Below are 14,461 nucleotides of genomic sequence, written 5' to 3' on the forward strand. Positions count from 1 at the left end.
ACGTCAGTGCAGAACACCACCACCCCCTCCGCCCGCACCGCTCCGCGCCGCGATCTGCGCTGGCGCGTCGTCGACATCGTCGTGGCGAGCGTCGTCGCCGTCGCGAGCGGCATCGTCTTCTGGGCCTGGGGCCTGGCGACGAACGTCCTCGGCCTCGCGTTCGAGTTCCTCCCCGGGCTCGGCGGGATCCTCGGCGGCGGCTGGCTCTTCGCCGGTGTCCTCGGCGGTCTCATCATCCGCAAGCCCGGTGCAGCGCTCTACACCGAGCTGCTCGCCGCGGTCGTCTCCGCGCTCATCGGCACCCAGTGGGGCTACCTGGTCCTGCTCTCCGGGCTCGTGCAGGGTCTGGGTGCCGAGCTGATCCTGGCCCTGTTCCTCTACCGCAGCGGCCGCCCGATCGTCGCTCTGCTCGCCGGAGCGGGGGCCGGGCTCGCGCTCGCGATCAACGATCTGCTCCTCTGGTACGTCGGAGTCGACGGGCTCTTCGCCACGGTCTACATCGTGTCCTCGATCGTCTCCGGCATCCTTCTCGCGGGCCTGCTCCCGTGGCTCGCGGTCCGCGGACTGGCCGCCTCCGGAGCGCTCGACCGCTTCGCCTCGGGACGCGAGGGCCGGGTGATCGACGGAGCGGCCGCGGGCGCCCGATGAGCGGCGCGGCGGTCTCCGCCCGCGGATGGAGTTGGCGGCACGCCGGGCGCTCCCGTTCCGCGGTCACCGGGCTCGATCTCGAGATCGCAGCCGGGGAGCGGGTGCTCCTGCTCGGACCCTCGGGCGCGGGCAAGAGCACCCTCCTGCACGCTCTCGCCGGAGTCCTCGGCGGCGAGGAGGACGGCGCGTCGACCGGCGCGCTCGTCCTGGACGGGGACGCACCGGTCCGTCGTCGCGGAGTCGCGGGCCTCGTGCTCCAGGATCCGGACACGCAGGCGGTGCTCGCCCGCGTGGGCGACGACGTGGGCTTCGCCTGCGAGAACCTCGGTGTCCCGGCGGGCGAGATCCCGGAGCGGGTGCGGCAGGCGCTCGACGACGTCGGGCTGGATGTCGCGCTGGACCGTTCCACCTCGGCGCTCTCGGGTGGTCAGAAGCAGAGGCTCGCCCTGGCGGGTGTGCTGGCGATGCGCCCCCGACTCCTGCTGCTGGACGAGCCGACCGCGAATCTCGACCCCGACGGGGTCCGCGAGGTGCGCGACGCGGTCCAGCGCAGCACGGCGCGCAGCGGGGCGACCCTCGTCGTCGTCGAGCACCGGGTCGACGTGTGGGTCGATCTCGTCGATCGGATCGTCGTGCTCGGCTCGGACGGCGCGGTGATCGCCGACGGCGCTCCGTCGACCGTGCTCGTGGAGGCCCGCGCGGTCCTCGAGGCCGCCGGCGTGTGGCTGCCGGGGGAGCGCCCCGCGCGGCGCCCGGGACCGGACGGCGCCGCCCCTCCGGCGCTGCGCACCGTGGATCTGGCCATCGCGCGACCGCTCTTCGGAGTCCGCCACCCGCCCCGCGTCTCGGAGGGACTGGACGTCAAGATCGGACAGGGCCGGGTCACCGCCGTCCTCGGGCCCAACGGAGCGGGCAAGTCGACCCTCGCGCTGACCCTGGCCGGGCTCCTGGATCCGGCGGCGGGACAGGTCATCGCGTCGGACGAGGTCCGGGCCGGGGCGTCCCCGCATCCGCACCGCTGGCGCTCGAGGGAGCTCGCGGATCGGGTCGCGATGGTCTTCCAGGAGCCGGAGCACCAGTTCCTCACGGCGCGAGTGCGGCAGGAGCTGCACCTCGGCGCCCGCGACGAGGCGGAGCGCTCGCGCGCCGACGCGATGCTCGAGCGGCTCGGGCTGTCCTCGCTCGCCCACGCCAATCCGTTCACGCTGTCGGGCGGGGAGAAGCGGCGCCTCGCCGTCGCCTCCGCTCTGGTGCGCCGGCCGTCGGTCGTCGTGCTCGACGAGCCGACCTTCGGCCAGGACCGCCGCACCTGGGACGTGGTCGTGGACCTGCTGGCCGAGCTGCGTGCGGACGGGCGCGCGATCCTCACCGTCACGCACGACGAGCACCTCGTCGACGCGCTCGCCGATGCCGTCCTGCCGCTGGGCGCGGCTCAGGAGGTGCGGCGATGACCCTCCTCGACGCCCTGCCCGCCCGCGGAAGGATCGCCCGGGCGAACCCCGTGGCGAAGCTGCTCGCGAGCCTCCTGATCGCGATCGTCCTGGTCCTCACCCTCGACGCGGTCTCGGCGGCGACCGCGCTCGCCCTCGAACTGCTCGTGCTGCCGTTCGCGGGGCTGAGGCTCGGCGACCTGCTCCGCCGCACGGCTCCCGTGCTGATCGCCGCTCCGCTGGCCGGGATGACCACCGTCCTCTACGGACGCGACAGCGGGGCGGTGCTCGCCGAGTTCCTCTTCGTCAGCGTCACCGACGGCTCGGTCGCGCTGGGAGGTGCGATCACCCTCCGCGTGCTGGCCATCGGCCTCCCGAGCGTCGTGCTGATCGCGACGACCGATCCGACGGACCTCGCCGACGGACTCGCGCAGATCCTGCGCCTGCCGTCGAGGTTCGTCCTGGGCGGTCTCGCCGGCATGCGTCTCGTGGGCCTGCTCGTCGACGACTGGCGGACGCTGTCCATGGCGCGGCGTGCCCGCGGCGTGGCCGACGGCCGCGGCCCGGTCCAGGCTCTCCGCAGCCTCGCGGGTCGCACGTTCTCCCTGCTGGTGCTCGCCATCCGGCGGGGGAGCCGACTCGCGACCGCGATGGAGGCGAAGGGGTTCGGAGCGGACACGCCGCGGACCTGGGCGCGGGTGTCCCGCTTCGGCGGCGGTGACACCCTCCTCGTGCTCGGCGGAGCCGCGATCGCGGGCATCGCCGTCGGCGCCGCCGTGCTCGCCGGCACCTGGAGCTTCGTGCTGCGTGGCTGAGCCCCTGACTCCCCGCGTCGCTCGCGCGCTGGCCCGCCGGATCGTCGATCGACGCGCCCGCACCGTGCTCGTCGACGGTCCGAGCGGATCGGGCAAGTCGACCTTCGCGGTGGACCTGCTCGCCCGGGTCCGCGCGGCCGCCGGCGCACCCGAGGCCGCACTCGTGCGGATGGACGATCTGTATCCGGGCTGGTCGGGCCTGGACCGGGCGGCCACGGAGGTCACCCGGGATCTCGTGCGCCCGCACGCCCTGCACGGGGCCGGCCGCTGGCGGCCCTGGAACTGGGCGAGCGGGACGTCGGCTGGTCCGGTCGTGGTGCGCTGCCCATTGCTCGTCGTGGAGGGCTGCGGTGCCGCGACAGCCGCGAGCCGAGCGGTGGCGGATCTCACGATCTGGATCGAGACGGGCGACGTCGAGAGGCGCCGGCGCGCACTTGCTCGGGACGGAGCGCTCTTCGAGTCGCACTGGGACGAGTGGGACGAGCAGTTCCGGCGCTACCGGCTGCGCGAGCGGCCCCGCGAGGGCGCGGACGTCGTGCTCGACACCGGCGCCTGACGGCGGATCAGGCCCAGCCGAGCTCGTGCAGCCGGTCGTCGTCGATCCCGTAGAAGTGCGCGATCTCGTGCACGAGGGTCACGTGGATCTCGTCCCGCAGCTCATCGAGCGTCTCGCAGGCGGCGAGGTGGGGCTCGCGGAACACCACGATGCGGTCGGGCATCTCGCCGAAGCCGTACCGCTCGCGCTCGGTCAGCGCCACTCCGTCGTAGACGCCGAGGAGATCGAGGGAGCCGTCCTCGGGACGGTCCTCGACCACGAACACCACGTTGTCGAGGCCGTCGACCATGTCGTCCGGGAGCTCATCGAGCTCGGCGACCACGAGTCGTCCGAACGCCGCTTCGTCCAGTTCGAGCACCGTCGCCTCCGGTATGGGAAAGGGCCCGGAGTCGTGACGACTCCGGGCCCTCCTGGGGTGAGTAACGGGGCTCGAACCCGCGACCTCCTAGACCACAACCAGGCGCTCTGCCAACTGAGCTATACCCACCAGGACGGTGTTCCGAGAGGGTGACCCTCCCGAAGCAACTGTACGAGACTACTACATCCGCGAGGCGAACTCGTCCACGACGGCGGCCGACACGGCCTGGACATCGGCGGTCGACGGACCCGGCTCGGCGACGAACGCGGCCCGGCGGTAGTACCGGAGCTCGCGGATGCTCTCGAGGATGTCGGCGAGGGCCCGGTGCCCGCCGTGCTTGGCGGGGGCGTTGAAATAGATGCGCGGGTACCAGCGCCGCGCGAGCTCCTTGATGGAGGAGACGTCGACGTTGCGGTAGTGCAGGTGCCCGTCGAGGCGGGGCATGAACTTGGCGAGGAAGGCGCGGTCGGTGCCGATCGTGTTGCCGGCGAGGGGAGCGTGCTGCTCGCTCGGCACGTGCTTCAGCACGTACTCGAGGACCTGGTACTCGGCCTCGGCGACGCTGACTCCGGAGGGGATCTCCTCGAGCAGCCCCGAGGTCTCGTGCATCGTGCGGACGAAGTCGCCCATGTGCTCGAGCGCCGACGCGTCGGGCTTGATGACGATCGAGAGGCCCTCGTCGAGGGGCTCGAGATCGAAGTCCGTGACCACGACGGCGATCTCGACGAGCTCGTCGACCGAGAGGTCGAGTCCCGTCATCTCGCAGTCGATCCAGACAAGACGGTCGGGGGCGCTACTCATGCGGGGCAGTCTATCCGCGGCCACCGACGCGCCGCGGGGGGCTCGGCCGGGCCTCGTACACTCGTTCTCCGTGATGACCCTCGTCTGCTGGATGCTGATCGCCAACGCCGTCTGGAACGCGGTGGTCTGGCCGCCCTTCCTCCGTCGCGTGCGGAAGGACCCCCGAGCCCGCGATGCGGACGGGCGCGCGACGACCTTCCTCCGGGTGCACTCGATCCTGATCGGGATCTCGCTGCTCCTGGCGGCCGTCTCGCTCGTCGTCGGCGTGGTCGGGCTCGTCCAGGGCTGACCGCCCGGGTCGGTCCCGCGTCGCTCCCGACCCGCCGACGCTGTCCCGGTACTCTGGACGACGGACGCCCCCGTAGCTCAGCGGATAGAGCAGGAGCCTTCTAATCTCTTGGTCGCAGGTTCGATTCCTGCCGGGGGCACGTCGACGCCGGTATCGCCGTTGTGCAGGCGATCGGTCTTCGTCGCGCAGCGCCTCCTCACCGAGGACGAGGGCTGACGGTCCGCATCCGGCAGCCGCGCTTCGGGGTGAAGTGCAGAGCCGTGCTTCCTTTTCCGCCGATTTCCAACCCTGAATGGGTGGCAAAGTCGGCTTTTCTCGCCTAACACACTGCTCTTTTCCGGGCAACACCGGCGTGTTTTCGAGTTTTGAGCACTGTGCTCGCCTTTGGGCACCTAGTCTGGGGGTGTCCGGAATTACAACGACGTAACGAACGGAGGTACGACCATGCTGCTCCTCGCTCTTCTCGCTGGAATCGCGGTTGCGTGGACGATCATCGCGGCGCCCCTCGCCGTACTGGTCGGCCGGGTTGCGCGTGCACGTGACGCGCACATCTGAGACGTGTGATCTACACCACAGAGAAGGCCCCGACCGCATCAGCGGTCGGGGCCTTCTCGACATGAGGGGCTCGGCTCACTCGACGGGGCGGACGGCGTGCGCCGTGCGGGCGTCGTCGGAGTGCTCGCCCTCGACCTCGGTCTGCGGCGCGGAAGTCGTCGTCTGCTCGTGCTCGACGGGCGGGAGCTCTTCGACCGGGCGCTCGCGCGAGGGCACGTCGAGGCGGTCGACGTCGTCCAGAAGCTGGCGCGTTTCGTCGTGTCCATCGTTCTCGGAGGCGGCCGGCAGGACGATCGTCGGCGTCGAGGACGGACGCTGGTAGTCGGTCGCTCCCTCCGAGGCGCCGACCACGACGGGAGCGGGGGTCGCCGCGCGCTCGGGCTCCGGCGTCGGGCGGGCGGACTGCCCTTCGGGCTGGACGGCCTTCGTCTCGGGACGCGAGGTCTCGGAGAAGCGCCAGCGCTCGAGGTCGGCGAGGAACGCCTTGCGGGCACGCCCGGGCTTGTCGCGCCAGAGCACGAGGCGGTCGCGGAACTCGCCCACGCTCGCCTGGGTCTGATAGCCGCCGGTCGCCGAGGAGTGCTTCAGATCGGCGAGCTCGTGCGCGGCCCAGTTCGCCGCGACCCCGGAGCCCTTGACGGGCAGGAGGCGCAGGTGCGTCTCGGCCTGAGCGGACGCGCGGTCGCTCAGGATGCGCTCGGTCTGGCTGAGCACGTTCCACGCGGAGGCATCGACGGCGGCGTCGATCAGGGTCGCGATCACGGCGTTCTTGCGCTCGTGATCCTGCTGCCGGATCAGCCGCGCGATGGCGGAGCGGAACACGGCGGCCGTGATGACCACTCCGATCACCACCGAGAGCAGGACGATCACCGCCAGGAACACCGCCCGGTAGCCGTCCGCCGTCTGGATCCATTGCACGAAATCGCTCCACCACTGCATGTGCCGAACGTTAGCCCGGGCGCGCGGCGACAGGCGATCGGCACGCCGACCACCGGACGATCGGTGCCGTCAGGCGACGCGGAAGACCTCGATCGCGTCGTCGACGCTCCAGAACTCGCCGAGCTGCGCACCTGCGGGCATCCCGGCGCGCAGGAGGCGGGCCCGGTACTTCTCGCCCTGCGGGTAGTCGACCAGCTCGATGTGGCCGACGATCGCGCCGGACGCGGTGCTCACGCGCCAGAGCCGCCCGTTCACCCGGGTCAATCGCGGGGGAGTGCGTGTCGCGTGCAGAGTGGACAGGGACATCGGTTCCTCCTGCTCGGATCGGGGAGCACCCACCGGCCAGGGTGCTCTCGCAGACTACGAGCGACCACCGACATCCCCGTCGGTCCCGCGGACTCAGCGCAGAGCGGTCCCGTGCACGGCGAACTCCTCGATCGCCGCCGTCTCCGACTCCGTCAGCGGACCGGCGTCGAGCGCCGCGACGTTCTGCTCGAGCTGGGCGACACTCGAGGCGCCGATGACCGCGCTCGTGACGGTGGGGACGCGCAGGACCCAGCTCAGCGCGAGCTGCGCGAGGGTCTGGCCGCGTCCCTCCGCGATCGCGTTCAGTCCGCGCGCCCGGGCGAGGTAGTCCTCGTCGATCCGGTCGGAGGAGAGGAAGCGCGAGGTCGCGGCGCGCGATCCGTCCGGGACGGTCCCGTCGAGGTAGCGGTCGGTCAGCAGCCCCTGGGCGAGCGGCGAGAACACGATGCAGCCCGTCCCCAGCTCGTCGAGGACCGGGAAGAGGCCGTCCTCGATGTGGCGGTCGAACATCGAGTACCGCGGCTGGTGGATGAGCAGCGGCACTCCGGCGGACGCGAGGGCGGCCTGGGCGGCGCGGGTCTGCTCGGGGTCGTAGTTCGAGACTCCGACGTAGAGCGCCTTGCCCTGCTGGACCGCGGAGGCGAGCGCTCCCATCGTCTCCTCGATCGGCGTCTCTGGGTCCGGCCGGTGCGAGTAGAAGATGTCGACGTAGTCGACTCCGAGGCGCTCGAGGCTCTGGTCGAGGGAGGAGAGGAGGTACTTGCGGGACCCTCCGTCGCCGTACGGTCCCGGCCACATGTCGTACCCGGCCTTGGAGGAGATCACGATCTCGTCGCGGTAGGGACGGAAGTCCTCGGCGAAGATCCGGCCGAACGCCGTCTCGGCCGCGCCGTAGGGCGGTCCGTAGTTGTTCGCGAGGTCGAAGTGGGTGATCCCCAGGTCGAACGCGCGGCGCAGGATCGCGCGCTGCGTGTCGAGGGGGCGGTCGGAGCCGAAGTTGTGCCAGAGGCCGAGAGAGAGCGCGGGAAGCTTCAGCCCGCTCCGTCCCACTCGTCGGTAGTCCATGCGGTCGTAGCGGTCGGGGGCTGCGTCGTAGCTCACTCCTGGACTCTATGCCAGCCGCCCCCGGGCGCGGAATGCCGCGGGCCCGGAGGGTGTTGACTCAGACGACGCGCCCGGCACTCCGGATGCGTCGCCGCGACAGGAAGTGAGTCACACGCACATGCGCACATTCGTACTCGCCGGGGGATGCTTCTGGTGCCTCGACGCCGTCTACCGCGTCCTCGACGGCGTGAGCGACGTCGTCTCCGGCTACACCGGCGGATCCACCGTCGATCCCGACTACGAGGACGTCTGCACAGGACGCACCGGCCACGCCGAGGCCGTCGCCGTGACGTTCGATCCCGACGTCATCCCGGAGCAGGTGATCCTCGACGTCTTCTTCACCCTCCACGACCCCCGTCAGCTCAACCGCCAGGGCAATGACGTCGGAACGCAGTACCGCTCGGCGATGTACTACTCCACCGACGAGGAGAAGGAGCTGTTCGAGGCGGCTCGCGACCGCGCCTCGGAGTGGTGGGACGGCTCGATCGTCACCGAGATCTCGCCCCTCGGCGTCTACTACCCGGCCGAGGACTACCACCAGGACTTCTTCGCGAAGAACCCGGGTCAGGGCTACTGCCTCGCTGTGGCACTTCCCAAGGTGAACAAGATCCGCAAGTCGTACTCGAAGTACATCACCGCGTCGTAGTCGTCCTCCCCAGGCGTCGATGACGCCGGTCGTCCCCAGAAGGGCCCGTCTCCACTCCGGAGGCGGGCCCTTCGTCACGACACTGTTCTCACGGCACCCGGGTGGTACCAGCCCCCTCCGCCCGGGTGCCGCTCCGGTCGCGACCGCGACCATCGACGAGAGGACACGACCATGACCGACACCCTCACCCTCATCGGCGTCATCGGCACCGATCCGCGGAGCATCGACACCGCGAACGGCAGCACGATGGCCAGCTTCCGACTGGCCTCGGCGCAGCGCCGCTACGACCGCACCGAGCAGCGCTGGGTCGACGGATCCACGAACTGGTACACCGTGAACGCCTTCAACGGACTGGCCGGCAACGCCCTCGCCTCCCTCGCCCGCGGCGACCGGGTCATCGTCACGGGGCGGCTCGCCGTGCGCTCGTGGGAGAGCGGCGGCAAGTCCGGCACCGACGTCGCACTGACGGCCGAGGGGATCGGCCACGATCTCGCGTGGGGGACCACCCGCTACACCAAGACCGTCGGGCGAGCGGCGCCCGTGGCGGCCCCCACCGCGCCCGAGGCCTGGAGCGAGGAGCCACCCAAGGCCGTCGACGGAGCGGCCACGGGGGACTGGGGCGCGGTGACGACGCCGCTCGAGCCGTCGTTAGAATCGGTCGACACCCCGTTCTGACGAGGGTGTCCGGCGCGAGATCCGCGGCCGCCGGAAGGAGTCGAGTGAGCACACGGACCCCGGTCGACGAGCGCCTGCGCCGTGTCGCCGCCCTGCTCGCCGGTCCCGTCCTCGCCGTCGGGATGCTCGCCGGCTGCACCGCTCCCGCCGCTCCCGAGACCACCGCGTCGTCTCCCGTCGCGGAGGCGACCGCCGGTGCTCCGGCAGAGCCGGCACCGGTCGCCCTCGTCCCGGGCGGCTCCGCAGAGGAGAACCTGCCCTTCTTCGAGCAGGTGATCAGCGGAGTGGTCACCGCGGACGCCGAGGCACCCGGACTCAGCGTCGTCGACGCCCTGGTCGCGGCCGGCTTCTCGAAGGAGTCGATGCAGCTGACTGCCGACGAGACCTCGATCGGGCTGGACGCCGACACGGTGCTCGTCTCGGTGAAGCTCGGTGGCTCCTGCCTGCTCGGCCAGTACGGGCCCAAGAGCGACGGCGTCCACGCGGTGGTCGCCGCGCCGATCGCGACCGGCGCCTGCCTGGTCGGCCGGACCGTCCCGCTCGAAGGCTGATCCCGTGTCCCCCAGCCGGTAGCCTCGACACGGCCCCCGGCCTCCGATCCGTCTGCGCGAACCGCGCCGCGACCGACGGAGGCCGTCATCCGGCCGCGGTCTCCCGGGTAGGCCCATTCAGCATGAAAGCTCCGACCGGCGGCGTTGATGAGGCGCCCGATGCGAATTGGGCTTGACTCGCGGCGAAGAAGTAAGGCCTGAACGAGATGCCGCGGCTCCGTCTCGTCTACATCCGGCCAACCTAATTGTGCAACTTGAGACTACACCACGATAGCGGAATTGGTTCTAGCGGGGCGGCCCTGCGCGGCCTTCAATGCTCCTTTGTCGCGACTCACCATGTGCAAAGCGCGATCCCGCAGGTGAGTAGGTCACCGCGGACATTTATGTCCGGACTCGCGTCCGAGCTGCGTCCGCGAGGGCGTTGCGTCAGTCCCATAAACGCGGAATTGCTGCGGGCGAGGGGCTGACGTCCACGGTCAGCAGGCGGCGTGGGGAGCGACTCGAATGTGGTAAATGAACCAATGGCGCTTCAAGGCGAAACGCCGCTGGTCTAGGCTCGTCTTGTCAATCTATTGTTTTGGTTGCAACAGGGACGCCGTGGGTCACACCTTCAGCAGCTACCGTGCGGTAACTCTCGGATTTTTTATACGAGGGTTGTCGCGGATCCGTCCCGGTCGATAGCGACGGTAGTAACAAATCGTGGTTTATGCGATGCAGGGGAAAGCCTGCCGCGAAGCGCGGCTAGTCTCTTTCTCCGCTTTCATGCTTCTGCATGGGAAGCGCCAGCGTCAGTCGCATCGCTCGGCTCCTGTTGGCATTCCAGATAACCAATATCGCAGGTAATCGTGCTTACCACGTCCTACCCGTCCAGGACTCGCGGCCTAGCTCGCTGGCTGGTTGGAACCATAACCTGACTCGATGACGCTGCGCCATTGAGAGCAAATCCGCAGGCCTCGTCCACTGAGACCCAGAGGGCCAACCGGGCGAGCAACACGGTGCGGCGCGCCCGACCGAGCAGGAATGCTGGCGAGAACGAGTTCCGGGCTTGAAACCGTTCGATTATCTTTAAAAGCGCCTGGGCTGCCTGTCGTTCGGCTACGATTGAGAAACTCGAGTGTCGCTTGTTTGTCGCGACTGTAATCAGCCCTCTAGAAAGATTTGCCTTTTGAATGAATCATCTGGAACAGATCGCCCTCCGATTCCCGCAAACATAAAGCGAGCGGTAAGAAAGCGTTGCGGCTTTGGCTGCGTGCTGTGCGGAATTCCTCTCATCGAGTACCACCACATGGATCCGTGGGCGGAGGTGAAAGTTCACGAAGAGGAAAACCTGACGCTACTTTGCCCGCTTCATCACAGCGAGGCTACTAAAGGTCTTCTAACCGCAGCGAAAATCGTCAGGGCTAATGCAAATCCAGTTAATATGCGTCTCGGTGTGAGTGCGGGCTACTCCCTTCACTACGAAGGTGAATCGGCGGAGGTTGTTCTTTCGACAAACAACTTCTCTGCGGCGCCAAGGCAAGATATTGAGGTGATTCGCATCTTCGGTCGTCCACTTCTTTCCTTCACGTTCGATGAAGGTGACTACTTCTTGAATGTCGATCTAATGAGGGAAGACGGCTCTCTAGCGGTCCGCATTGTTGCAAATGAACTTGTATATGCAACGGATGCCTGGGATGTTACTTTCACGGGAAAAGTCCTGCGCATTCGGGATGGACATCGCCGAGTCTACCTCGACGTAGAATTTGATACTCCAAGTACTGTGCGCGTCAAGAAAGCTACGTTTTGGCATGATCACCACTATGTGCGCGTGATGGACGACCGCGTCCAATATCAAAGCATGCGCATACCTGAAGGTAGCGGATCCTCACTAATGCACGGATCTGCATATGGAGTATCAGTTGGTATCAATATCTACGACGAAAGGGTGGAGGTTCCACCGCCTGGCCTTGTGGGCTTACGTTCTTACCCGTCTCGAGAGGGTGAGGTATTCCCGAAATCAGTAGGAGCCTCAGTGCAACCGTTGAACACGACAGGGCCGAGGCCGGTACGTACAGTGTCTAATGCCTTCGGTGATGGGCGGTGGTATCGGTATGGCGAGTCGGCACCACATTGATTGCACCAGAATAGAGAGCCGGTCGTCAGGCTGATAGATCACTGCGATCTAGGGAGAGGGTTCGACTTCCTCGAACTCGACGCAAGAGATGCGGAGCGCGTCTTCTTCGATAAGCACCGGGATGCGTTCCGAAATGTTGCGCTCGTCCCATAGTAAGCGACCGGTCTCGCAAAGAGGAGTGCTGTGGGACATGTTGCAAGGAAAATCCTTTTGGGATGGCGTGGCTGTCAGCGTTGCCTGCGCGGGTACCTGTGGCGAGAGGCGGACTGCGAGCGTGTTGGTCTCGTAGTCATGAGGATCGGGAAGCGGGCTTGCCCGCTTCCGACTGCCGGACTTCCGGGTATCCTCGAGGTAGCGGACGACCTGCGAGCTCGTGCACTCCGCGTGGGCGCACGGGTCGGCGTTCTACCCCTGCATCGACGTCTCGAGCGAGCTGTGAAACGCGAATCGGACACTGACGGCGGCAAGGGGCCTCATGGACATGCGAAAATTTTAGGATTAGCTGTGGCTGAATACATTTACTCGATGGTGCGCGCCCGCAAGGCGGTCGGCGACAAGCTGATCCTGGACGACGTCACCATGTCGTTCCTGCCCGGCGCCAAGATCGGCGTGGTCGGCCCGAACGGCGCCGGCAAGTCGACGATCCTGAAGATCATGGCCGGGCTCGACACCCCGAGCAACGGCGAGGCGCGGCTGAGCCCGGGCTACTCCGTCGGGATCCTGATGCAGGAGCCCGAGCTCGACGAGACCAAGACCGTGCTCGAGAACGTCCAGGAGGGCGTGGGCGAGATCAAGGGCAAGATCGACCGTTTCAACGAGATCTCCCTCGCGATGGCCGACCCCGACGCCGACTTCGACTCGCTGCTCGCCGAGATGGGCACCCTGCAGGAGGCCATCGACGCCGCCGACGCATGGGATCTCGACTCCCAGCTCGAGCAGGCGATGGACGCTCTCCGGACGCCCCCGGGCGACTCCCTCGTGACGAACCTTTCGGGCGGTGAGAAGCGCCGCGTGGCGCTGACCAAGCTCCTCCTGCAGAAGCCCGACCTGCTCCTGCTCGACGAGCCCACCAACCACCTGGACGCCGAGAGCGTGCTCTGGCTCGAGCAGTTCCTCTCGAAGTACCCCGGCGCCGTCCTCGCCGTCACCCACGACCGGTACTTCCTCGACAACGTCGCGGAGTGGATCGCCGAGGTCGACCGCGGACACCTCTACCCCTACGAGGGCAACTACTCGACCTACCTCGAGAAGAAGCGCGCGCGGCTGGAGGTCCAGGGCAAGAAGGACGCCAAGCTCGCCAAGCGCCTGACCACCGAGCTCGAGTGGGTGCGCAGCAACGCGAAGGGCCGCCAGGCCAAGTCGAAGGCCCGCCTCGCCCGCTACGAGGAGATGGCCGCCGAGGCCGAGAAGACGCGCGTGCTCGACTTCGAGGAGATCGTGATCCCCGTGGGCCCGCGCCTCGGAGCCCAGGTCATCGATGCGAAGAAGCTGCACAAGTCGTTCGGCGAGCGCGTGCTCATCGAGGACCTCAGCTTCACGCTCCCGCGCAACGGCATCGTCGGCGTCATCGGCCCGAACGGCGTCGGCAAGACCACGCTGTTCAAGACGATCGTCGGCTTCGAGCCGCTCGACGGCGGCGACCTCAAGATCGGCGAGACCGTCGACATCTCCTACGTCGACCAGAGCCGCGGCGGTATCGACCCGAACAAGAACCTCTGGGAGGTCGTCTCGGACGGGCACGACTACATCCAGGTCGGGAAGACCGAGATCCCGTCGCGCGCCTACGTCTCGCAGTTCGGCTTCAAGGGCCCGGACCAGCAGAAGAAGGCGGGTGTGCTCTCCGGTGGAGAGCGCAACCGCCTCAACCTCGCGCTGACGCTCAAGCAGGGCGGCAACCTGCTGCTGCTCGACGAGCCCACCAACGACCTGGACGTCGAGACCCTCGGGAGCCTCGAGAACGCGCTGCTCGAGTTCCCCGGCTGCGCCGTCGTGATCACCCACGACCGGTGGTTCCTCGACCGGATCGCGACGCACATCCTGTCGTACGAGGGCACCGAGGAGGACCCGGCGAACTGGTACTGGTTCGAGGGCAACTTCGAGGCGTACGAGGAGAACAAGATCGAGCGCCTCGGTCCCGACGCGGCGAAGCCGCACCGCTCCGCCTACCGCAAGCTGACGCGCGACTGATGCGCCTGCACGTCGCCATCCCGCTGCGCTGGTCGGACTTCGACGCCTACGCGCACGTCAACAACGCCGAGATGCTGCGTCTGCTCGAGGAGGCGCGGATCCAGGCGTTCTGGCGGCCGGACTCCCCGAGCGCGGCGGGCATGGCGACGGCGGTTCTGGACGCCCGACCGGGCGCCCGCACGATCAGCCTGATCGCGCGGCAGGAGATCGAGTACCTCGCTCCCATCCCGTACATGCGGGCGCCGATCGACATCGAGATGTGGATCGGGCGGATCGGCGGCGCCAGCCTCGAGATCTGCTACGAGCTGTACTCGCCCGCCGGCGTCGAGCCGCGCATCCTGTACACGAAGGCGGCGACCACGCTCGTCATGGTGACCGCCGCCACGGGCCGTCCCGAGCGGATCCCCGACGAGCTCCGCGAGGTGTGGGCTCCGTACGTCGACGAACCGGTGCGCTTCGCGAAGCGAGGCTGACGGTGCGCGTCTCGC

At 68.2% G+C, this 14,461-nt stretch carries 16 protein-coding genes and 2 tRNA genes; 12 read left to right on the forward strand and 6 right to left on the reverse strand.

Going from position 1 to position 14,461, the window contains the following annotated elements; all coding sequences use genetic code 11:
• Nucleotides 1–6 precede the first annotated feature (6 nt).
• The 4 genes from C1I63_RS13465 to C1I63_RS13480 are packed head-to-tail and all read left to right on the forward strand — an operon-like array spanning nt 7 to nt 3,449.
• Nucleotides 7–648, forward strand: coding sequence for an ECF transporter S component (locus tag C1I63_RS13465; RefSeq protein ID WP_055792473.1), 642 nt, complete (start codon nt 7–9; stop codon nt 646–648).
• The gene (locus C1I63_RS13470; protein ID WP_107575109.1) at nt 645–2,099 is read left to right on the forward strand and encodes an ABC transporter ATP-binding protein; all 1,455 of its coding nucleotides are present in this window, start codon (nt 645–647) and stop codon (nt 2,097–2,099) included. Before C1I63_RS13465 ends, C1I63_RS13470 begins: the two co-directional genes overlap by 4 nt.
• Nucleotides 2,096–2,893 (forward strand): energy-coupling factor transporter transmembrane component T family protein, encoded by a 798-nt coding sequence (locus C1I63_RS13475; protein WP_107575110.1) that lies wholly within the window; start codon nt 2,096–2,098, stop codon nt 2,891–2,893. The genes C1I63_RS13470 and C1I63_RS13475 overlap by 4 nt, the downstream gene beginning before the upstream one ends.
• Nucleotides 2,886–3,449 carry a nucleoside/nucleotide kinase family protein gene (locus C1I63_RS13480; protein WP_211315625.1) on the forward strand — a complete coding sequence of 188 codons (564 nt, stop codon included), beginning with the start codon at nt 2,886–2,888 and terminating at the stop codon, nt 3,447–3,449. Before C1I63_RS13475 ends, C1I63_RS13480 begins: the two co-directional genes overlap by 8 nt.
• A 7-nt stretch (nt 3,450–3,456) precedes the next feature.
• Here C1I63_RS13480 and C1I63_RS13485 read toward each other — a convergent pair whose 3' ends face one another.
• From C1I63_RS13485 to orn, 3 genes are all read right to left on the reverse strand, one after another.
• Nucleotides 3,457–3,807 carry a metallopeptidase family protein gene (locus C1I63_RS13485; RefSeq protein ID WP_107575111.1) on the reverse strand — a complete coding sequence of 117 codons (351 nt, stop codon included), beginning with the start codon at nt 3,805–3,807 and terminating at the stop codon, nt 3,457–3,459.
• Between the two features lie 53 nt (nt 3,808–3,860).
• Nucleotides 3,861–3,936: transfer RNA gene (locus C1I63_RS13490), tRNA-His, on the reverse strand.
• A 51-nt stretch (nt 3,937–3,987) separates the two neighbouring features.
• A complete protein-coding gene (orn, locus tag C1I63_RS13495; protein WP_055792465.1) occupies nt 3,988–4,608 on the reverse strand; it encodes an oligoribonuclease in 621 nt (206 codons plus the stop codon).
• A 73-nt stretch (nt 4,609–4,681) separates the two neighbouring features.
• Between orn and C1I63_RS13500 the strand changes: the two genes are divergently transcribed.
• Both C1I63_RS13500 and C1I63_RS13505 read left to right on the forward strand, forming a co-directional pair.
• Nucleotides 4,682–4,897 (forward strand): SCO4848 family membrane protein, encoded by a 216-nt coding sequence (locus C1I63_RS13500; RefSeq protein ID WP_416351486.1) that lies wholly within the window; start codon nt 4,682–4,684, stop codon nt 4,895–4,897.
• 66 nt (nt 4,898–4,963) lie between these two features.
• A tRNA-Arg gene (locus tag C1I63_RS13505) sits at nt 4,964–5,036 on the forward strand.
• Between the two features lie 491 nt (nt 5,037–5,527).
• On the opposite strand, the gene C1I63_RS13510 is transcribed toward C1I63_RS13505, so the two are convergent.
• From C1I63_RS13510 to C1I63_RS13520, 3 genes are all read right to left on the reverse strand, one after another.
• On the reverse strand, nt 5,528–6,391 hold the full coding sequence (locus tag C1I63_RS13510; RefSeq protein ID WP_107575112.1) for a hypothetical protein: 864 nt from the start codon (nt 6,389–6,391) through the stop codon (nt 5,528–5,530).
• A gap of 69 nt (nt 6,392–6,460) precedes the next feature.
• Nucleotides 6,461–6,697: a hypothetical protein gene (locus tag C1I63_RS13515; RefSeq protein WP_107575113.1), complete on the reverse strand. Its 237-nt coding sequence runs from the start codon at nt 6,695–6,697 to the stop codon at nt 6,461–6,463.
• A 93-nt stretch (nt 6,698–6,790) separates the two neighbouring features.
• Nucleotides 6,791–7,798 carry an aldo/keto reductase gene (locus tag C1I63_RS13520; protein ID WP_107575114.1) on the reverse strand — a complete coding sequence of 336 codons (1,008 nt, stop codon included), beginning with the start codon at nt 7,796–7,798 and terminating at the stop codon, nt 6,791–6,793.
• A 121-nt stretch (nt 7,799–7,919) separates the two neighbouring features.
• Between C1I63_RS13520 and msrA the strand changes: the two genes are divergently transcribed.
• From msrA to C1I63_RS13550, 6 genes are all read left to right on the forward strand, one after another.
• Nucleotides 7,920–8,447, forward strand: a complete 528-nt coding sequence (gene msrA / locus C1I63_RS13525) for a peptide-methionine (S)-S-oxide reductase MsrA (RefSeq protein WP_055792452.1) — start codon at nt 7,920–7,922, stop codon at nt 8,445–8,447.
• 171 nt (nt 8,448–8,618) lie between these two features.
• Nucleotides 8,619–9,122: a single-stranded DNA-binding protein gene (locus tag C1I63_RS13530; protein ID WP_107575115.1), complete on the forward strand. Its 504-nt coding sequence runs from the start codon at nt 8,619–8,621 to the stop codon at nt 9,120–9,122.
• 44 nt (nt 9,123–9,166) lie between these two features.
• On the forward strand, nt 9,167–9,673 hold the full coding sequence (locus C1I63_RS13535) for a DUF6993 domain-containing protein (protein ID WP_107575116.1): 507 nt from the start codon (nt 9,167–9,169) through the stop codon (nt 9,671–9,673).
• Nucleotides 9,674–10,922: 1,249 nt separating this feature from the next.
• Nucleotides 10,923–11,786 carry an HNH endonuclease signature motif containing protein gene (locus C1I63_RS13540; RefSeq protein WP_280523134.1) on the forward strand — a complete coding sequence of 288 codons (864 nt, stop codon included), beginning with the start codon at nt 10,923–10,925 and terminating at the stop codon, nt 11,784–11,786.
• A gap of 504 nt (nt 11,787–12,290) precedes the next feature.
• Nucleotides 12,291–13,973, forward strand: a complete 1,683-nt coding sequence (ettA, locus tag C1I63_RS13545) for an energy-dependent translational throttle protein EttA (RefSeq protein WP_055792444.1) — start codon at nt 12,291–12,293, stop codon at nt 13,971–13,973.
• Nucleotides 13,973–14,446 carry an acyl-CoA thioesterase gene (locus C1I63_RS13550; protein WP_107575118.1) on the forward strand — a complete coding sequence of 158 codons (474 nt, stop codon included), beginning with the start codon at nt 13,973–13,975 and terminating at the stop codon, nt 14,444–14,446. The genes ettA and C1I63_RS13550 overlap by 1 nt, the downstream gene beginning before the upstream one ends.
• The last annotated feature ends 15 nt before the right edge of the window (nt 14,447–14,461 follow it).

It is taken from the genome of Rathayibacter caricis DSM 15933 (genome assembly GCF_003044275.1).
Lineage (GTDB): Bacteria > Actinomycetota > Actinomycetes > Actinomycetales > Microbacteriaceae > Rathayibacter > Rathayibacter caricis.